The organism is Vibrio tritonius, assembly GCF_001547935.1.
In the GTDB taxonomy this organism is placed as follows: Bacteria; Pseudomonadota; Gammaproteobacteria; order Enterobacterales; family Vibrionaceae; genus Vibrio; species Vibrio tritonius.
On record NZ_AP014635.1, the window covers coordinates 672,758 to 692,445 of the forward strand.

The following is a 19,688-nucleotide window of genomic DNA, read 5'->3' on the forward strand; positions in this document are numbered from 1 at the left end:
TTGCTAACCCTTTGCGTAGCAAATACAGGAATTTGCTCATAGGTTACTAGGGGATATGTTACTCTCAAATCAGTTAACGTCAGAGATACAGAGCGCATCGTGTTTACCGTTTATCATTCCAATAAAGTCGATTCTCTTAAAATTCTGCTGGTCTATTTGATTAAAAATGACCCCCTTGCGAATCCATTTGATGCTGAGCAAATCTTGGTACAAAGTCCGGGTATGTCTCAGTGGCTAAAAATGGCGTTGGCTGCTGAGCTTGGGGTGGCCGCTAATATTGATTTTCCACTGCCTGCGACCTTTATCTGGGAAATGTTTACCCGCATTTTGCCCGATGTACCCAAACGCAGTGCGTTTAACAAAGAAGCAATGACGTGGAAATTGATGGAGCGGTTACCCGCGCTACTGCCCCGTGACGAGTTCGCGCCGCTGCGCCGTTATCTAGAGCAAGATGATGATCAATCTAAGTGCTACCAGTTGGCGGAGAAAATCGCCGATATTTTCGATGGTTATTTGGTGTATCGCCCAGATTGGATTGCAACGTGGGAAGCGGGCGAAGAAGTCGCTGAACTGGAAGGGGAGCAGCCTTGGCAGTCGATTTTATGGCGTGATCTTTATCAGTACACCTTAGACTTAGGGCAGTCTCATTATCATCGTGCCAATCTCTACGACAGTTTTATTTCCGCCTTAGCCAATGGTCAAGTGGATGTATCGATCTTGCCTAACCGGCTGTTTATTTTTGGTATTTCCTCATTGCCGCCTCGCTATATGGAAGCGTTAAAAGCCTTGGGTGAACACATTGATGTCCATTTAATGTTTACTAATCCCTGTCAGCACTATTGGGGGGACATTCGTGATAAGAAAACTCTCGCACGGATGGAAAGCCAGCGTCGCAAAAAGCTGATCTTAAAAGCGCAATCGATTGAAGTGGCTGGGGAAGTGTCGCCACTTAAAGGCTCAATCGACGATTATGCTACTGATGAGCTGCATACGGCGGGTGCAGTAGGCAACAGCTTATTGGCCTCAATGGGCAAACTGGGGCGCGATAATCTTTATCTGTTAGCCCAAAGCGATAATGAAGAGCACCAACTGTTTATCGATGTCGACCGCGATAATCTGCTACATCAACTGCAGGCGGATATTCTCAATCTCGAAGAGCATCAAAACGAACAACTGTTGGAAAGTAGCGACCACAAGCCACAAATCGACCGTGATGACCATTCGGTTACCTTCCATGCGTGCCATAGCCCGATGCGGGAAGTGGAAGTGTTACATGATCAATTGCTGGCGATGTTTGATCGTCATCCCGACTTAAAGCCGCGCGATATTATTGTGATGGTGTCGGACATCAATGCTTACAGCCCTTACATTCAAGCGGTGTTTGGTAATGCACCGGGTGATCGCTTTATTCCGTATTCGATTTCTGACCGTACTGCCGATCAAGAAAGCCCCATGCTGACGGCATTTCTGCAGTTGGTGAATCTTCCTCAATCGCGTTGTCTGGCTTCTGAGTTACTCGAACTGTTAGAAACCCCAGCGATGATGGCGCGTTTTGACCTCGATGAAGAGGAATTTGCCACTGCTAAATTATGGATAGAAGAGTCGGGCATTCGTTGGGGGCTGAATGAGACGACCGCTACAGAATTTGATCTGCCGAAAACCCAACAAAACACGTGGGAGTTTGGTATTGCTCGTATGTTACTTGGCTATGCAATGCCGCCAAGTGTCGACCTTTATGAGAACGAAGCGTTAGCTCTGGCTCCTTATAACGAAGTGCAGGGCATGAGTGCAGAATTAGCCGGTAAGTTAGCTCACTTTATTGAAACAGTGAGTCGATATCGCCGTCTGTTGAGTCAAACTCAATCGGTTGATGCGTGGCGTGAAGTGCTTTACACATTGCTCGTCGATTTCTTTGCTGTGGATCTGGAAGGTGAGCTAGCGCTGCAATCGATTCGTGACACCTTAACGCAATTGAAAGAGCAATTAGTTGATGCGCGTTACGAGCAGGATATTGCCCCGATCATCATCAGCCAGTACCTCAATAACAAGCTGTCGGGAACGCGAGTTAGTCAGCGTTTCTTAGCTGGGCAAGTGAACTTCTGTACCTTGATGCCAATGCGCTCGATTCCATTTAATGTCGTCTGCTTGCTGGGAATGAACGATGGTGTTTATCCACGTACTATGCCGCCGGAAGGGTTTGATTTAATGAATAATCGTACTCGACCGGGCGATCGTTCACGGCGCGATGACGACCGTTACCTGTTTTTGGAAGCCATGTTATCAGCACAAAAAACGCTGTATATCAGCTTTGTTGGGCGTTCAATACAGGACAACACTGAACGGGTTCCTTCTGTTTTAGTCAGCGAGTTACTCGAGTATTGCCAACAGAATTATGCGTTATTCGGCGATGAAGCCCTAGATAGTGACCAATCGGGTGAGCGCTTGGTTGACCATTTAGTACAGCATCATGCCATGGTACCGTTTAGCCCAGATAGCTTCTTGCGTGATGGCAGTTATGCGCGTGAATGGGTGCCAGCGGCGCTGCGTCAAGGCAGTGCTGCGGGTCAGTTTAATCTCCCGCTGGATGATTATTTGTTGGATGCCACCTTTCCTCTGGAACTGGATCTGGTCGAGTTGCAACGTTTTTGGCGTTTGCCAGTGCAGTACTTCTTTAATCGTCGCCTCAAAGTGCAATTTGAAATGCCACAAGCGGTGATGGAAGACGATGAGCCATTTGCTCTCGGCGGACTGGAAAGTTACCAATTACGTGATGAGCTTTTGGACTTACTGCTCAGTTGTCAAAGTGAAGTGGAGCAACAAGAGGCAATAGACCATTTCGCGAAACAGCAGCGTGCGCAGGGCAAACTGCCTGTGGGAGCATTTGGTACGTTGGAATTGGAAACCAACCGAGTTCAAACCCAAGAATTGGCGCAGCGGATTCGCTTTTTAACCGCGCAGCCACTTGAGGACATTGAGGTGAATGCTCAACTTAACTTCCTTGGTGAAGGTAAACCGATTCGACTCACCGGATGGCTAACTCAGGTCTATCAATCAGGGTTACTGCGTTACCGCAGCGGATCAATTCGGGCGCAAGATATTTTAGCGGCTTGGATTGATCATCTGTGCATGAGTTTAGCAGGGTACAGTAAATCGACGCATGTGATTGGTTACGATCGTAAAGAGGGCGTAGTGCATCAAATATTGCCACCGATGGCGTCGAAAGAAGAGGCAATCGCAATGCTCAATGAGCTGGTGCGTCTGTTCTATCAAGGGCTCACCGAGCCATTAGCCTATTTCCCTCGTACTGCACTGGCCTGTGTTGAAGCTGGATTCTCACGGGGTAATTGGGTTGATGATGAAGAGAAGTCATTGAAGAAAATGGCCGATACGTTTAACGATGGGTATATGACCACGGGGGAAGGCAATAATCCGTACATTCAACGTATTTGGCCACAGTGGAATGATGAACTAGCACAGCAAGTTCGTACCAACAGTGCGTTGGTGTTACAGACGCCGCGCTTGGCGATGCAAGATGGTATGGAACAATGATGGCGTTGAGTTTGGGAATGAAGCAGGAATTTGTGGCCGTCAGAAAATCGTTGTGTTGTGTAGGGTGTTTGCTGTACGGCCACGGGTCAGAGGGACCTGTAATTCGGTATCCGTCTGAAGGTGGTGACCACCATCAGCGCTAAGATGGATTGAATTCTATCGAGCACCGCGATGGTGCGCTGTGAACGATCTCTCACAAAAATAGGGCAACTTGCTGTTTTATGGTACTAAATACCAATATTGCAGCTTGGATCACATATGCTTTGGCTTAAGAATTTGAAAGGTAATACATCATGTCGGTAACGTCGCACATCGAACCTATCGCTTTGGATACGATGACTTTTCCATTGCATGGCGCACGGCTGATTGAAGCGTCTGCGGGGACAGGTAAAACCTTTACCATCGCTGGTTTGTATCTGCGTTTGATTTTGGGGCATGGCACGGCTGACACCCGTCATGCCATACCATTAACGGTTGATCAAATCTTGGTTGTGACCTTTACCGAAGCGGCAACGGCAGAGTTACGCGATCGTATTCGTGCGCGTATTCATGCCGCCAAAATGGCGTTTGCTCGCGGGGTCAGCGACGACCCTGTGATTAAGCCCTTGCTGGTGGAATACGATGACCATCCACTGGCGGTACAACTGCTAACCGAAGCGGAACGTCAGATGGATGAGGCGGCGGTGTATACCATCCATGGTTTTTGTCAGCGGATGCTCACGCAAAACGCGTTTGAATCGGGCAGTCGGTTTAATAACGAATTTGTAACCGATGAGAGTCATTTGAAAGCTCAGGTGGTGGCCGATTATTGGCGTCGTCAGTTTTATCCTTTACCGTTGCCTTTAGCCGCCGAAATTCGTCGTATGTGGGGTTCCCCTGCCGATTTGTTAGCGCGTATCAGTGGGTATTTGACTGGAGCACCACTGACCTTAACGACTCTACCTATGAGTGGTGATTTGGCACAGTTGCATCAGCAAAATTTACAGCGTATCGATGAATTGAAAGCCCTGTGGCGCGAACATGAATCGGATATCGAGGGGTGTATTGCCAACTCAGATGTGAATAAGCGCAGCTACACCAAAAAATCCCTACCTGAATGGATTGCTGCGGTGAGCCTGTGGGCGAGTTCTGAGACCACCGGTTACGATGTTCCCGATAAATTAGAACGTTTTTCTCAAGCGATTTTAATTGAAAAGACACCAAAAGGAACCGCACCTGAGCACCCGGTGTTTGGCGCCATTGAGCAGTTTTTAGCTCAGCCAGTCAATCTTGAAGCGCCACTGCTTGCCCATGCGATTAGCGAATGCCGTCAGATGCTGGCCAAAGCGAAACAGACCAAGCAGTGGCTCTCGTTTGATGACCTGCTTACTCAGCTTTCTGCCGCGTTGGAAAACGATGACGATGACATTTTGGCAGAGCGGATTCGCCAGCTTTATCCGGTAGCGATGATCGATGAATTCCAAGATACCGACCCATTGCAATACAGTATTTTTAGCCGTATTTACTTGGCGCATCCACAAACCGGCCTGTTTATGATCGGTGACCCGAAACAGGCGATTTATGCGTTTCGTGGCGCAGACATCTTTACCTATATTCGCGCGCGCAATCAGGTGTCAGCGCATTACACCTTGGGCACCAACTGGCGCTCAAGTGCGGATATGGTAGCGTGCGTCAACCAAGTGTTTGCTCGCCCAGATAGCCCTTTTATTTATGATGATGACATTCCATTCTATCCAGTTAATGCAAGCCCTAAGGCGGAGCAAAAAGGCTGGTTTATTGGTAACGAAAAGCAGCCTGCGTTGACTTATTGGTCGCCTGATACCGAAGGCTCTTTGATGACCAAAGGGGATTATCTCAAAATCATGGCTGAGGCGACGGCCAGCCAAATTCAGACTATTTTGAGTGCTGCGCAGCAAGACAATGCCACATTTAATCAAAACCAAAGTATCACGGCGGGCGACATTGCTGTACTGGTGAGAACCGGCAGTGAGGGGCGCATGGTAAAAGAGGCGCTGGCGGCACAAGGGATTGCCAGTGTCTATCTTTCTAACCGCGACAGCGTGTTTACCAGCAGTGTTGCGAGTGATATTCAGCGTTTGCTCCAAGCGGTATTGAACCCAGAAAATGACCGCACGCTAAGAGCGGCGTTGGCCAGTCCGCTATTTGCCTTGAATGCCAAGCAATTGGATGCGCTCAATAACGATGAGAACGTGTGGGAAAGTGCCGTTAATGAGTTTAAATCTTATCGCAAACTGTGGACTGAGCGTGGTGTATTGCCGATGCTACGCGCGGTACTGAGCTTGCGTCATATCGCTGAACGTTGGCTTGAAGAAGCGGATGGCGAGCGCCATTTGACCGATTACTTGCACATCGGTGAACTGCTGCAACAAGCCAATCAAGATATCGACAGTGACCACGGCTTGCTGCGTTGGTTAGCGCAGACCATGACCGATGTCGCGCAAGGTTTAGGTGGCAGTGATGACCAAATTCAGCGGTTAGAATCAGAACGTAACTTGGTGCAAATCGTCACGATTCACAAATCGAAAGGTTTGGAATATGACTTGGTCTTTTTGCCGTTTGTCATTGGCTATCGAGCCGCCTCTGAGGGGAAATATTACGATGCCTCAAGTGGTAAAACCATGTTAGATATTACCGGCAATGATGCGGCGTTAGCTCAAGCAGACAAAGAACGTTTAGCGGAAGATTTGCGTTTGATTTATGTGGCGTTAACCCGTGCAGTGTATGGCTGTTTTATCGGTGTCGCGCCACTGCGTAATGGTCGTTCAACCAAAGAGCCAACCGGGGTACATCAGAGTGCGATGGGCTTTTTGCTGCAAAATGGTCAAGAGGGGGGCATTGAATTACTGGCAAGTTCACTCTCTGCTGCGATTGCACATTTAAACGCGACAGTGGCAGAGCCACCCACAAGGCCTGAGCAACCGTATCAAGCCCAAGAGAATCCGCACGATTCTCTGCCAGTCAAAGAGTTGCAAACCTCGATTGATCGTCATTGGCGGATAACCAGCTATTCAGGTTTGGTGAAACAAGGCAGCCATCACAATGTGGATGCTACTGTCGAAATATCAGGCTTTGATATTGATTCTGCCGATGAACAAGATGAAACCTTACTGCTCGAACCTGAGCGGTCGATTTTTACCTTTCCGCGTGGAGCGCAGCCAGGGACGTTTTTACATAGTCTGTTTGAACAGGTGGAGTTTACTCAGCCGGCAGGGAGTGACAGTAACCAGCAAATCATTATTGAACTGATGGAAAGAGAGCAACTTGATCTCGAATGGTTACCCGTTCTAACACAACTGATTGATTCGGTTATGAATACTCCATTAGATGGTAACAAACTGTATTTAAGTGAAAAGACGCCACAGCAGCGCTTAGTGGAAATGGAGTTTTTACTACCGATTACGGTATTGGATGCCCCAGGGCTTAATCGGGTGACGCATCGTCATGACCCTTTGTCAGCTAAAGCGGGCGACCTCGGTTTTTATACTGTGCAGGGCATGCTTAAAGGTTTCATCGACTTAGTGTTTGAACATCAGGGCAAGTATTACGTGCTCGACTGGAAATCGAATCACTTGGGGGATGAGCCAGAGGCCTATCGCGGCGCGCGGCTTGAGCAAGCGATGGCAGAGCACCGCTACGATTTGCAGTACCAAATTTACTCACTAGCATTGCATCGTTTTTTGCGTAGTCGTCTTGCCGATTACGATTATGAACGTCACTTTGGTGGGGTTTATTATCTGTTTTTACGTGGGGTGGATGGCCAGCCTAATAATGGAATATTCCATGCCAAACCAAGTAACGCTTTCTTAACGGAGTTGGATAATTTGATTGATGGTCAAGAGCCGGATGTTCGTCAAACGTCTCAAGGTCAGATGGAGTTGGATCTATGAATACGTCACCTCTTACGGATTTGTCTTTACTGGCAGAGCAGGGCGCGATTCGCCAACTCGATTATCAATTTGCCCGTTTTATCGGTGCTCAATGTCAACCGCAAGAGATGCCGCTGACCTTTTTGGCTGCGGTACTGAGTGCTGAACTAGGGCGCGGTCATATCTGTTTGCCAATGTGGGATGAAAACGGTCAGCTCACTGATTTTCTCAGTAAGTTAGGTGTGTATGGTGCCAGTGCCGAAGCATTCCAGCGTGATTGGCTTGCAACCGATTGGATTGGCTTACTTAACCAAAGTTCACTCGTATCAAATGGCGAACAGGCAACGCCGTTAGTCTTTGATGGCAACCGACTCTATCTACATCGTTATTGGTATTACGAAGTGATATTGGCGCAAAAATTGGGCCAATTTGCCAGCCCTTTGAGCTTTGAGGCTACGGGTGTCCAAAAGCTCCGAGAACGTCTTGATGAGCTATTTAGTCGAGACTATTTGCTGATATTTAAGCAGTTGTCTGGTATTGCATCGCAAGTTGAACGACAACGAAAAGTGAATGACTTGCTGGATATTGTTGCCCCGGATGGTTTGGATTGGCAGGGTATTGATCGCTGTGTTACACAAGCCACGACACCTGAACAATTAGAGAAATTAGACTCGCTAGTGCCGTTATCGGCTTGTCTCAACTGGCAAAAAGTGGCGGCAGCAGTAGCATTAACCCGGCGCTTTACGGTTATCTCTGGAGGCCCTGGTACAGGTAAAACCACCACAGTGACCAAATTGCTCGCAGCGCTGATTAGTCAAGCGACACAAAGTGGCTCCACGCCGACCATAAAATTGGTGGCCCCGACAGGCAAAGCAGCCGCACGTCTTACCGAATCGATTGCGAAAGCAGTGGAAAAGCTCCCGGTAGAGCCGGAGCTAAAAGCATTGATCCCTACTGAGTCGAGCACCATTCACCGCTTACTTGGTGCGATGCCACACAGCGTTGAGTTTCGTCATCATCAGCACAACCCTTTGCATTTGGATTTACTGGTGGTCGATGAAGCTTCGATGGTGGATCTATCACTGATGGTCAAATTGGTGGAAGCCTTACCGAAACACGCTCGCTTAGTGTTGCTGGGGGATAAAGACCAGTTGGCATCAGTTGAGGCCGGCGCCGTGCTGGGGGATATTTGTTCCTTTTTACCTTTGGGGTATGGGCACGAACAGGGCCAGCGTTTGGCTGATCTTACGGGCTTTGCCACGTTAGCTCATTCCCAACATGGCTCAACCGATAAAACCAGCGCGATAGCGGATTGTTTGTGTATGCTGCAAAAAAGTTATCGTTTTAATGCCAGCTCAGGAATTGGTCAATTGGCTCGCGCGGTCAATAGTGGTCAGGCACTACGCTTGGATACCGTGTGGGAACAAAAGTTTAGTGATATTGAACATCATCCGTTGAGCAGTGATGCGTATCAGCAGATGATTCAAACTTTAGTCAAAGGTTATTCTGAGTATCTCGATACGGCGCAACGTTCTTTTTACGATGAACATCAGCAAATATCGATGACGTTAAAAGCCAAAATGGCATTACAGCAGTTTAGTCAGATACGTTTGTTGTGCGCAGTGCGTGAAGGTGATTTTGGGGTGCTTGGTCTGAACTTGCGCGTTGAGCGCGCTCTAGCTGCACGCAAGAAAATTAAAACGCAGGATGAGCTTTGGTATCATGGTAGACCTGTGATGGTGACCAGTAACGATCATGGCTTAGGGTTGTATAACGGTGATATCGGGCTGTGCTTGGAGGATGAGTCTGATGAGTCTCGCCGCTTAAAAGTCTATTTTGAATTGCCTGATGGCAGTGTGAAAGGTGTACTGCCAAGTCGTGTACCACCTCATGAAACGGCTTATGCAATGACCATTCACAAATCGCAAGGGAGTGAATTTAACCATACCCTAATGATTTTGCCGCCAGAGTTTAGCCCTATTTTGACGCGAGAGTTGATCTATACCGGGATTACCCGTGCAAAGCAGCGATTAGATCTGTATTGCGATCTGGGTGTTTTGAAGCGGGGGATAAAAATCCAAACTCGCAGAGCAAGTGGGCTTAGGGAGCGATTTCATTGAGCCGTTTACGAGAGGAGAGCTATCTCCTCTCAAGTATCTTTAACAAAAGCGTATGTTTAACCTAAAGCGTTTTATTAACAAGCCTGACGAATCACTTTAGAGAAGCTAATTTGATTGATTTTATAACGATCACGAGTACCGAGAATATAGCTTTTAAGCTGATCGTTTACATGGAATACACAGTGTACATTTAGGCCTTCTAACAGCTCGTTATCAGCCATATCCCAAAAACTTTGTAGTGAATTACAAATGACGGTCTTCATTGATTTCATGCTATGAATTACGAGTTAAATCAGTAGTAAAAATCATCCCTGCCAGTGTTATACCAATCCTTGATATACAACTTTATTGGGCTGACCGTCATATCCATGAGTACAACATAATCACAATGCCAAACAATTGCGCAAAGTGATAATTCAATCTGACGTTTTCAGCTCATTTATGATACAAAAAAACATGATATGTATCACAGAGGTGCGGATTTTACAGACAATGGTATTAAATGGGAAGTGATCATTTAATAATCAATTGTGTAAAAAAGTTACTTTTTTGTATTAATTTCCCAAGTTTGAGAATTAAAAATTAAGTTTTTATGAACTATATCAAAGATTTAAAACTAGAATTTTTGATTTTCTTTGATAGTTGTACAAACTTTGTTTTGCCACTGGTAGGGCCTCTACCCCGACTTCTATAAAACCTTGTTCTCTAAACCAATGTAAGCTTTGTGTTGTTAAAACAAAGAGTTGCTTGATGCCGATGTTTTTTGCTTCGTGTTTCATATGTTCCAAAAGGACCAAGCCGCGGTGCCCGTCACGGTAGTCTTGATGGATAGCAACGCAGGCCATTTCGGCCATTTTTTCATCATGATATGGATAGAGTGCTGCACAACCTATGATTAAGCGGTCTTTTTCAATCACGGTAAACTTATGGATTTCTTGTTCTAGCTGTTCACGAGAACGACGTACCAAAATACCTTGTTCTTCTAATGGTAAAATCAGGTCGAAAATCCCGCTGATATCATCAATGTGTGCTTGGCGAACTTGTTCGGTGCGCGCGGTAACCACTTGAGTACCGATGCCATCAAAAGAGAACAATTCTTGAATTAAGGCGCCATCGTCTTTGTAACTGACTAAGTGGCTGCGAGTAACCCCAGCACGGCAGGCTGAGACAGAGGCTCGTAGGAAACGAAGCGTTCCTGTGGTGTCATCAAGGGTTGGGTTACTTTCCGATTCTAACTTGCGGATTAACTCTTCTACTTCGGCTGGAAATAGCTCGGCAATGGCATTGCCACGTTCATCAATGATCCCCTGAGCAGAACAGAAACCGATCAACTTGTCGGCCTTCAGACGTATGGCAACTTGAGTGGCGATTTCTTCAGATAACAAGTTAAAACACTCACCGGTTACTGAGCTAGCAATGGGTCCTAAAAGAACGATTGAATCTTGATTGAGAATACGATTGATACCTTCGATATCAATACGACGCACTTTACCACTATGACAGTAGTCAATGCCGTTATCCACACCAAGCGGTTGAGCAATAACAAAATTGCCACTGACGATGTTCAGTTTGTTACCTGCCATTGGTGTGTTATTGATGTTCATGGATAAACGAGCTGTGATCGCGAGCTGAAGTTGTCCTGCCGCTTGCATAACTAATCCTAAAGCCGTTTCATCCGTTACGCGGATACCTTTATGGTAAGGGGTTGAATGGTCATGTTGGTCAAGCAAGTGGTTTATTTGCGGGCGAGCGCCATACACAAGAACGATTTTTACACCCAAACTATGGAGTAAAGCTAAGTCACTAATAATATTTGGAAAGTTTTTATCTGCTATCCCTTCGCCACCTAACATTACAACCATGGTTTTATCTCGGTGGGCATTTACGTAGGGTACAGACTGCCTGAAACCTTTTACTAGTGCGGTACTGCGTATTTTCACTGCTTGATACCTTTGTGGTTATATATGTCTAAATAATGACTTTTTATTCACGACAGAGCAAGGTGTTTTTTTGATTCTACTGCAAATATTTACGACTTAGCTTTGGAGTCTACTTTTCATGGGTTACACTTTATTGATAAAGACATCATAGAATGAATATACCCAAGTTATTTGAAGATGCTGAAACAGTGTCTAGAGGTTATTTGGGCATAAAAGTGTGGAACTCTCATCGAGTTTCATTCCGTTAATTGAATTAAACCTACTTCACTACCGGAGTAGGTTAGGTAATGAAACTTGGCATCTCGTAAGACAAAAATCCTTGAATGGTCGCTACTAGGCGTAGCGGTTCTTGGTACTTTAATTGCTGCATTAATGTATGGTCATCTTTATTTGAAGGCTCAATTGCTTTTTGCGCCTGAAATGGCTATCCACGGGCGGTGGGTTGAACAAAATGTTCCGTCATACTCCGCGCAAACAATAGAAGTGAAAAAGAACGCTATTTCAGTTCAAGGTCACACGGTGACCACGCGCTACAAGTTTGATGGTACGTTTTTGAGTTATCGGGCGGGGGGGATTAATTACAAGTTCAAAATGACCAATGACGAACTGACGGAAATGAAATTAATTTCTCCTTCTTATTACAGCCCTGTGTTCCGACTGTCAGAAAAATACAAAAATAACATTAGGTAACCTTTCCAACATTGCGCTTCAAGGCGGAGTTTGCCATTCTTGGTGTGAACCTGATTTTACGGATGCTCTGCTTGTGATAAAACGTGCTTTACCTTTTGTTTGCCTGACCCTTTTGTTTGGCTGTGCTCCTACTGACCGAGGGCAGCAATATCTTGATAAAAATTTTCCCAGTATTCTTAATCAAGTCGACCAAGTTAGTTCTAATGCACCGCGCGACTATGCAACGTTTGAGAAGCAGAGCGAAGCGGTGGTGTCGAGCTCTCCGTCATTAGCGAATATGTACCAGCCTCTTTATGAAAAACTCAATGAGTGGGTGATGGAAAGTGGCGATCCGACTCAATTAGCAAAATATGGGATTCAGTCTGCGCAGTTAGGCGGCGGTGACAAAGAAGGCAATGTACTCTTTACGGGCTACTTCTCTCCTGTGATCGAGATGCGCCATGAGAAAGATGAAACCTATAAATACCCAGTTTACGGTGCGCCACAGTGCGATCAAGACTGTCCAACACGTGCGCAAATCTATGATGGTGCTTTAGCAGGCAAAGGGTTAGAGCTGGGTTACGCCAGTAACATGATTGACCCATTTATTATGGAAGTGCAAGGCAGTGGCTTTGTTCATTTTGGTGACGATGACTCGCTAGAGTATTTTGCCTACGGCGGTAAAAACAATAAAGCGTATATCTCGATTGGTAAGATTTTAATCGACCGCGGTGAAGTGCCACGGGAAAAAATGTCACTCAAGGCTATCAAAGATTGGGTACTAAATCATAATGAAGAAGAAGTGCGTGAGTTACTTGAACAAAACCCTTCTTTTGTGTTCTTTCTACCACGTGCAGCAGCTCCGGTAAGTGGAACGGCTGGGGTGCCATTATTGCCGATGGCATCCGTTGCTGGTGACCGTTCAATCTTCCCTATGGGAACGCCTATTTTGGCGGAGGTTCCTTTGCTTAACGCCGATGGAACTTGGTCTGGTGCTCATCAACTCAGACTGTTGATTGTGCTTGATACTGGTGGTGCGGTGAAACAGAATCATCTTGATCTTTACCATGGCATGGGACCAAGAGCTGGCACCGAAGCGGGTCACTATAAGCACTTTGGCCGAGTATGGAAGTTAGGTTTAAAAGACTCAAGTACACAAGCCCCTTGGGCTCTGCCGCCAGAAAAGCTAGAATAGACCCATCTTGCTTGCAAGAGATAGACATTTGTAGAAAGAGTGCGTATAAAACGCACTCTTTCTTTTTGATAGACCTGCATTGGATTGGTGTTATGCGTGAACTAGACTCCCCAGCCTCAGACAGTTATAACCAACGTTTTGGTGGTACACGACGTTTATACGGTAATAGCGAAGTGGATATCCTTCGTGCGGCACATGTGTGCGTCATAGGTATTGGTGGGGTAGGCTCTTGGGCTGTGGAAGCACTAGCTCGTACAGGGATAGGTGAGCTAACGTTGATCGATATGGATGACGTGTGCGTGACCAATATTAACCGTCAAATTCATGCGATGACAGGTACGGTCGGACAAAGCAAAATAGAAGTGATGGCTGAGCGTGTTAAACTGATAAACCCTGAGTGTAAGGTTAACCTCATTGACGATTTCATTACGCCCGACAATCAACATGAGTATCTGTCAAAAGAGTATGACTACGTTTTAGATGCCATTGATAGTGTTAAAGCCAAAGCTGCGTTGTTGGCTTACTGCCGCAGTAATAAAATTAAAGTGATTACTACAGGTGGAGCCGGCGGTCAGACGGATCCTACTCAGATTACCGTGGCCGATTTAACTAAGACGATTCAAGACCCTTTAGCGAAAAAACTCAAAGATCGTTTACGTCGTCACCATAATTTCCCAACCAATCCAGCACGTAAGTTTGGCATTGATTGCGTGTTCTCAACCGAGCAGCTTAAATACCCACAAGCGGATGGGTCGGTTTGTAATACCAAAGCCACGGCAGAAGGTCCTAAACGAATGGATTGTGCGTCTGGGTTTGGTGCGGCAACTGTCGTGACAGCAACATTTGGTTTTGTTGCGGTTTCTCGCATCGTAGAGAAAATTATTAATAAATATTCAAAAAATAGTTAAGCAAAAGTATGATCGGTTAGTTGTCGGTCCTGCTTTATGGAGTGAGTGATGTCGCCTTTTCCTGAAAGTCCTTTTGGTACTGCAATTACCCATCGAAATATTATTGATACCATGAGTCAGTTTACTAGCTGGGAAGATCGTTATCGCCAAGTTGTTATGTGGGGTAAACAGCTACCGGTTATGAGTGATGTGCTAAAAACGGATCAAGTGACCGTCAGTGGTTGTGAAAGCCAAGTATGGTTGTTAGCTCAGCAAGTGCATGATAATTGGTATTTTCATGCTGATTCCGATGCGCGGATTGTGCGCGGTTTAATTGCTATTGTACTCGCAGCTTTTGATGGTTTAACAGCGAAAGAAATCGCTCTATTTGATGTAGATGATTACTTCGCTCAGCTTGGCTTAATAGAGCATTTATCACCTTCACGTGGTAATGGTTTAAAAGCGATAGTAGAGCAGATTAAAGCCGTTGCTTAATTGCTGATAGATAGCTGACAAATAAAAATAGCCCACCGAATTGAGGTGGGCTATTTGTTTTAACGATCACGAATGTTTCTAACGATAGTAAAGCCTATAAAATATCGATGGCTTTATTGAGTGCAGCTATTAAGCGCTCGACATCATCAAATGTGTTGTAAATACCAAACGAGATGCGCACCGTGCCTTTGATATTGAGTGCGTCCATTAGAGGATGAGCACAATGATGACCTTCCCTTACCGCGATACCTTGCTGATTGAGCAGGGTTGCAATGTCTTGATGGTGAATACCAGGCATGATAAAGCTGAGCACAGTAGCATTAGGCTGATAGCCAATGATTTGGACATCAGACATTTGCTGTAATGCTTGATACGTTGCTGTTTGTAATTGATGCAGATGGTGATGTACCGCCTCACTATCAAACTGTTGATACCAATCAATCGCGCAGGCCAGACCGATCGCACCCGCGACGTTAGGGGTTCCTGCTTCAAAGCGAGCTGGTGGATTTGCAAAGGTGGTGCCAGAAAAAGAGACTTTCTCCACCATTTTTCCGCCACCATGCCAAGGCGGCATTTGAGCGAGTATGTCTGCTTTGCCATAAAGCACGCCAATCCCGTTGGGTGCGTAGATCTTATGGCCAGAGAAGAGGTAAAAGTCAGCGTCTAAGGCTTGCACATCCACTTTTTCATGCACAATACCTTGAGCCCCATCGACTAACACTTTGGCGCCGATTTGATGTGCAGCGGCAATCACCTGCTCAATGGGCTGGCGAGCACCAGTCACATTGGTCATATGGGCAATAGCGACCAACTTACAGCGCTCACTCAGCAACTGGGTAAATTGAGCAAAATCGAACTCTCCGTTGGCGGTAATCGGCACTTTGACGACTTTTGCTCCAGTTTGTTCTGCGACCAATTGCCAAGGCACGATATTGGCGTGGTGTTCGTTTTCACACACCAGTATTTCATCGCCGGTGTTGAGCGCATTACGGGCGTAGCTTTGGGCAACTAAATTGATTGATTCGGTTGCACCACGAGTCCAAATAATGGTCTCTTTACTTGGCGCGCCAATAAAATCAGCTACAGTTTGACGAGCTTGCTCAAATTTAGCTGTCGCTTCAGCTGTCATGCTATGACTACCACGGTGCACATTAGCGTTGTGAAAACGGTAGTAATCGGCCATTGCTTCAATGACAACTGTAGGCTTTTGTGTTGTTGCAGCACTGTCTAAATAGACCAGTGGCATGTCGTTTATGGTTTGAGTGAACGCTGGAAATTGCGCTCGGATCTCTGAGTCCCACATAAGTTGTTACTGCTCTTCACCAAGTTTGTCGTATTGCAATTGTGGTAGAACGACCATAGGTTCTGCCACTTGTCGCGCAAGTTCTTTTCCTGACAATTGAATGATAATTTCGATAGCAAATTCTAATGCTGAACCTGGTCCCTGACTGGTCAACAGATTATTGAGTACATCATAGGTGACACGTCTTGCGCGTAATAGGTCTGCCGGAATGTTGTCTTGGAAATTAGGGTGGCAAGTCATGATGGCTCCAGGGAACAGATCATGATGCTGTAAAACGATGGCGGGCGCGGCACAAATTGCAGCCACGAGACGACCATCGTATTTTTGTTGGCGCACGATTTCAATTAGCACGGTACTGTCACGAAAGACCTCGGCACCACCGACTCCACCAGAGAGAACCACGGCGTCAAATTCTTCATCAGCAATATCCACTAGAGTGCAATCAGCCGTTAGTGTTACCCCACGCGAGGCCTTCATGGTTAAGCTGCCATTAAAGTCAGCACTGGCAACAGTGACTTGGTAACCAGCTCGAGTCAGAATATCGATCACAGTAATGGCTTCCATCTCTTCAGTGCCGGGCGCGATAGGGACGAGTATACGTTTTGTCATGCTTGTATCCATAGTTGCTCCATCTGTTTGATTTGTTCAAACAGACGTAAGTTATTTGGCACAGCAATATGGTGTTGCTGTGCTTGTTGAATAAGGTATCCAGTAATGAAGTCTATCTCGGTTCGCCTTTGCTGGGCAATGTCCTGTTTCATCGAGGAGTGATTGGCTTTCGTGGCGACAATGACCTGATGGACTCGTAACGAGAGTTCTTCCAGCGAAGTTGTGAGACTTTCAGCACTCATGACCGCGGCAATTTCACCTAATAAGGCTTTGATTATGGGGCTAAATTGTTCTTCATCCAATGCGCCATTGGGGCATTGATGAATTGCAGTGAGTGGATTGATGACGCAGTTAATCGCCAGCTTGTTCCATAGAGGAATACGAATGTCGCTCACCCACAGCACTTCGCTGAGGGCATGGTTAAATACTTCTGCAAGAAAAGTACATTGTTCGCCAGATAAGTTTGCAGCCCCCAACATGGTTTGGCCCAGTCCCGAGTGGCAAACTTGCTGGGCATCCGTTTTAAATGCACCATGGGTCGTGGTGGCTAATACAAGTGGGAAGTGCTGAATTTTCTCGTAAACACTATCTGTTGCCCCCATGCCATTTTGCATACAGACGATGATCGTATCGGGATGAAGGTGCTGGATCAACGGGAGTAATGCGGGTTCGAGTTGCCATGCTTTGACGGTCACTAAGAGCAGATCCGCGGTTTTTAATGCCTCGGTATCATTAGTGGTAAAATCGATGGTTGGCAATGTGTCTTCTGCAAGAGTGCATAATGAAAGAGGATACAAACCGGATTGCGACGGGGTGTGGTGCCACAAACTGACACGATGACCTGCTTGGTGCAGGTGATAAGCCCAAAGAGAGCCTATGGCTCCAGGACCAACAACCACAATATTCATTCTCACCTCTGTACTGCGCTAAACAGAGGCAAGAATAATGATTGTTTTTTCGAATGCCAAATAAAAAATGGCGCGGATGTCGCGCCATTTAGACATTCAACAAACAAGTTGGATTAGAACTTGTAAGTTACGTCGAAGTAGTGAGAAACGCCTGAAGAACGTAAAGCTGAAGAATCTTTGATACCGTAAACGTCATCAAATACTTTTAGACCGTAACCCGCTGCAAAGCGGTCGTTGTGCCAGTATAGACCGTTGAACCATGCAAGGCCGTGGCTAGAAGATGCGCCCGCTTTTTCTTGTAGGTCAAATTCGTAATCTAAGTAACCTTGGTAAGCGATGAATGAACCGTTGTCGAAGTTAACAACAGGTTTAAACCATACAGTAGAGAATTGGTAACCGTTCCACTCGTTTTTCTTGATGTTATAAGATTTGTACAGGTTGAATTGTACTTTACCAAACCAAGGCACCATTACGTCAGTACCGATACCGTTTTTGGTTGCGTAGCCACCAGTAGAACCGCCATCGATAGTGGTGTAGTTAGCAACGTACCATTCTTTGATTGGACCAACTGATAGGTCAGTGTTGAATAGACCGTCAAGAGACATACGAGGCGCAAATTTAGCAAACATTTTGTCGCTACCAGCTTTATCGTTGCTGTCTTTGTCCGCTAGGTTAAATACATCTAGGTAACCATAAAGATCGAAAATTCCAGAACGACCGCCAAATTCCATTTCAAAGTATTCGTGGTCAGTGTTTCCTGGTTTCTCATCAAGTACATACATTAAGTTGAACTGCATCCACTTGTAATCATTTTTGTGTGTGTCGCCGTCAGTGTAATCTGCTGCCATTGCTGGTGCAGAAACTGATGCTGCTAAACCCAAAGCTAAAAGTAATTTGCGCATTTCTGTGATTCTCTACGTTTATATTGTGATTCAGAAGGTCGATAACGTTTCTGAGCTTCCATTCAGGGCGATGATAGCGATAAATATCTCAATTAAAAGAGGTAAATTATGTAACACAGATCATTTTTGGTGATCTGAATCACGTAAATAAAAATTTCAACGGAACTTTATTTTTATTACACATTTTTGCAGGTTTTATGTGATCTTAATCGTATGCTTGTCGAAATTCGCGATAAGGAAACGTTTGCTATCTTTAAATAAGAAATTGTGAACTGATCGCATTTAATTTGCTTAACGTACGATCTGCCATCAGTATCGAAAAGAGGTGATGTGTGGAAGAGATCATGTTGTTTCCTTTAGGATCGGTTTTGATGCCTGAAGGAAAAATGAAATTAAGAATTTTTGAACCTCGCTACCAGCGGATGGTTGCTCAAGCCAGTAAAACAGACACTGGCTTTGGCATCTGTTTGTACGACAGCAGTGCAGACAAAAAGAGCAACCCGTTATCGCACTTTGGTACTTGGGTTAAAATTGTCGATTTTGAGACCTTAGGGGATGGCTTGCTCGGTATTACTGTGGTTGGAGCTAAACGGTTTAAAATCCGCAGTGTCAGGTCGGAGTTTGATGGTTTGCGAATGGCAAAAATCGATCTATTACCTTCTTGGCCTGTTCGTCACATGGACGAAAATGAAGCTTTCTTGGCTCATCGTTTGCAGAAAGTGTATAGAGATTTTCCTCAATTAGGTGAACTTTATACTCACTGTTTTTATGATGACGCGAGTTGGGTTACACAGCGCTGGCTGGAGCTCATGCCATTAGTAAATCAGCAGTTCGATCAAATATCTCAAAACAATGATTGTGACAAAGCGCTATCGTACCTGCTCAATGCTATCGAATCTTTTGGGGACGGAGAGTGATCCTTTTTTGCAGCCCTGCGTATGACACTTATACCCAAGTAACCTCAAGATGCGGTTTCAGCGAGAATGTATTCGCTCATAGGCAAGGCACCGATTTGAATACCTAGTTATTCTACGTAGAAAATCGGTAACTCAGCATAGGAGCGAATACAACTCGCCCCTTGGGAGCTCATCAACAAGCCCATTTCTGCGCCCAATGACGTTGAAAGGGAATGACCATTCCTTCCGTCATTGAGCTTGACCTGTGCTCGTTGATGAAGCTCTGAAGTCTGCATCTTGAGGTCATTTGGGTATATCTGGATAGGTT

15 protein-coding genes are annotated in these 19,688 nt (G+C 45.7%); 8 read left to right on the forward strand and 7 right to left on the reverse strand.

What is annotated here, in order from left to right; translation table 11 throughout:
* Window positions 1–99 precede the first annotated feature (99 nt).
* The 3 genes from recC to recD all read left to right on the forward strand — a co-directional run bounded on the left by recC (window position 100) and on the right by recD (window position 9,556).
* On the forward strand, window positions 100–3,549 hold the full coding sequence (gene recC / locus JCM16456_RS03090) for an exodeoxyribonuclease V subunit gamma (protein WP_068712264.1): 3,450 nt from the start codon (window positions 100–102) through the stop codon (window positions 3,547–3,549).
* Between the two features lie 293 nt (window positions 3,550–3,842).
* Window positions 3,843–7,457, forward strand: a complete 3,615-nt coding sequence (gene recB / locus JCM16456_RS03095) for an exodeoxyribonuclease V subunit beta (protein WP_068712266.1) — start codon at window positions 3,843–3,845, stop codon at window positions 7,455–7,457.
* Window positions 7,454–9,556, forward strand: a complete 2,103-nt coding sequence (gene recD / locus JCM16456_RS03100) for an exodeoxyribonuclease V subunit alpha (RefSeq protein WP_068712268.1) — start codon at window positions 7,454–7,456, stop codon at window positions 9,554–9,556. The genes recB and recD overlap by 4 nt, the downstream gene beginning before the upstream one ends.
* Before the next feature lie 74 nt (window positions 9,557–9,630).
* Here the strand turns inward: recD and JCM16456_RS03105 are convergent, their stop codons facing one another.
* Window positions 9,631–9,819 carry a hypothetical protein gene (locus JCM16456_RS03105; protein WP_068712270.1) on the reverse strand — a complete coding sequence of 63 codons (189 nt, stop codon included), beginning with the start codon at window positions 9,817–9,819 and terminating at the stop codon, window positions 9,631–9,633.
* A gap of 339 nt (window positions 9,820–10,158) precedes the next feature.
* Window positions 10,159–11,496, reverse strand: coding sequence for an amino-acid N-acetyltransferase (gene argA, locus JCM16456_RS03110; RefSeq protein WP_068712272.1), 1,338 nt, complete (start codon window positions 11,494–11,496; stop codon window positions 10,159–10,161).
* Between the two features lie 294 nt (window positions 11,497–11,790).
* On the opposite strand from argA, the gene JCM16456_RS03115 reads away from it, so the two are divergent.
* From JCM16456_RS03115 to csdE, 4 genes are all read left to right on the forward strand, one after another.
* On the forward strand, window positions 11,791–12,186 hold the full coding sequence (locus JCM16456_RS03115; RefSeq protein ID WP_068712274.1) for a DUF2850 domain-containing protein: 396 nt from the start codon (window positions 11,791–11,793) through the stop codon (window positions 12,184–12,186).
* Between the two features lie 73 nt (window positions 12,187–12,259).
* Window positions 12,260–13,360 (forward strand): murein transglycosylase A, encoded by a 1,101-nt coding sequence (gene mltA, locus JCM16456_RS03120; RefSeq protein ID WP_068712276.1) that lies wholly within the window; start codon window positions 12,260–12,262, stop codon window positions 13,358–13,360.
* A gap of 92 nt (window positions 13,361–13,452) precedes the next feature.
* The gene (tcdA, locus tag JCM16456_RS03125; protein WP_068712278.1) at window positions 13,453–14,268 is read left to right on the forward strand and encodes a tRNA cyclic N6-threonylcarbamoyladenosine(37) synthase TcdA; all 816 of its coding nucleotides are present in this window, start codon (window positions 13,453–13,455) and stop codon (window positions 14,266–14,268) included.
* Between the two features lie 48 nt (window positions 14,269–14,316).
* Window positions 14,317–14,742: a cysteine desulfurase sulfur acceptor subunit CsdE gene (gene csdE / locus JCM16456_RS03130; RefSeq protein ID WP_068712280.1), complete on the forward strand. Its 426-nt coding sequence runs from the start codon at window positions 14,317–14,319 to the stop codon at window positions 14,740–14,742.
* A gap of 94 nt (window positions 14,743–14,836) precedes the next feature.
* Here csdE and csdA read toward each other — a convergent pair whose 3' ends face one another.
* The 4 genes from csdA to JCM16456_RS03150 form a co-directional block, all read right to left on the reverse strand.
* The gene (gene csdA / locus JCM16456_RS03135) at window positions 14,837–16,045 is read right to left on the reverse strand and encodes a cysteine desulfurase CsdA (RefSeq protein ID WP_068712282.1); all 1,209 of its coding nucleotides are present in this window, start codon (window positions 16,043–16,045) and stop codon (window positions 14,837–14,839) included.
* A 6-nt stretch (window positions 16,046–16,051) separates the two neighbouring features.
* Entirely contained in the window at window positions 16,052–16,654 is a 603-nt protein-coding gene (locus tag JCM16456_RS03140; protein WP_068715858.1) for a DJ-1 family glyoxalase III, read from the reverse strand.
* Window positions 16,651–17,562 (reverse strand): 2-dehydropantoate 2-reductase, encoded by a 912-nt coding sequence (gene panE, locus JCM16456_RS03145; RefSeq protein WP_068712285.1) that lies wholly within the window; start codon window positions 17,560–17,562, stop codon window positions 16,651–16,653. Before panE ends, JCM16456_RS03140 begins: the two co-directional genes overlap by 4 nt.
* 113 nt (window positions 17,563–17,675) lie before the next feature.
* Entirely contained in the window at window positions 17,676–18,464 is a 789-nt protein-coding gene (locus JCM16456_RS03150; RefSeq protein WP_068712287.1) for a nucleoside-specific channel-forming Tsx family protein, read from the reverse strand.
* A 332-nt stretch (window positions 18,465–18,796) separates the two neighbouring features.
* Between JCM16456_RS03150 and JCM16456_RS03155 the strand changes: the two genes are divergently transcribed.
* Window positions 18,797–19,381, forward strand: a complete 585-nt coding sequence (locus JCM16456_RS03155; RefSeq protein ID WP_179946787.1) for an LON peptidase substrate-binding domain-containing protein — start codon at window positions 18,797–18,799, stop codon at window positions 19,379–19,381.
* Between the two features lie 107 nt (window positions 19,382–19,488).
* Here JCM16456_RS03155 and JCM16456_RS23530 read toward each other — a convergent pair whose 3' ends face one another.
* A complete protein-coding gene (locus tag JCM16456_RS23530) occupies window positions 19,489–19,656 on the reverse strand; it encodes a hypothetical protein (protein ID WP_156430436.1) in 168 nt (55 codons plus the stop codon).
* Window positions 19,657–19,688 lie beyond the last annotated feature (32 nt).

Excerpts from the sequence above, each read along its gene's own strand:
- tcdA (WP_068712278.1), top strand. The coding sequence starts at position 13,453 with ATGCGTGAACTAGACTCCCCAGCCTCAGACAGTTATAACCAACGTTTT.
- csdE (WP_068712280.1), top strand. The coding sequence starts at position 14,317 with ATGTCGCCTTTTCCTGAAAGTCCTTTTGGTACTGCAATTACCCATCGA.
- JCM16456_RS23530 (WP_156430436.1), bottom strand. The coding sequence starts at position 19,656 with ATGCAGACTTCAGAGCTTCATCAACGAGCACAGGTCAAGCTCAATGAC.
- csdA (WP_068712282.1), bottom strand. The coding sequence starts at position 16,045 with ATGTGGGACTCAGAGATCCGAGCGCAATTTCCAGCGTTCACTCAAACC.
- JCM16456_RS03150 (WP_068712287.1), bottom strand. The coding sequence starts at position 18,464 with ATGCGCAAATTACTTTTAGCTTTGGGTTTAGCAGCATCAGTTTCTGCA.
- JCM16456_RS03140 (WP_068715858.1), bottom strand. The coding sequence starts at position 16,654 with ATGACAAAACGTATACTCGTCCCTATCGCGCCCGGCACTGAAGAGATG.
- JCM16456_RS03105 (WP_068712270.1), bottom strand. The coding sequence starts at position 9,819 with ATGAAGACCGTCATTTGTAATTCACTACAAAGTTTTTGGGATATGGCT.
- recB (WP_068712266.1), top strand. The coding sequence starts at position 3,843 with ATGTCGGTAACGTCGCACATCGAACCTATCGCTTTGGATACGATGACT.
- recD (WP_068712268.1), top strand. The coding sequence starts at position 7,454 with ATGAATACGTCACCTCTTACGGATTTGTCTTTACTGGCAGAGCAGGGC.
- panE (WP_068712285.1), bottom strand. The coding sequence starts at position 17,562 with ATGAATATTGTGGTTGTTGGTCCTGGAGCCATAGGCTCTCTTTGGGCT.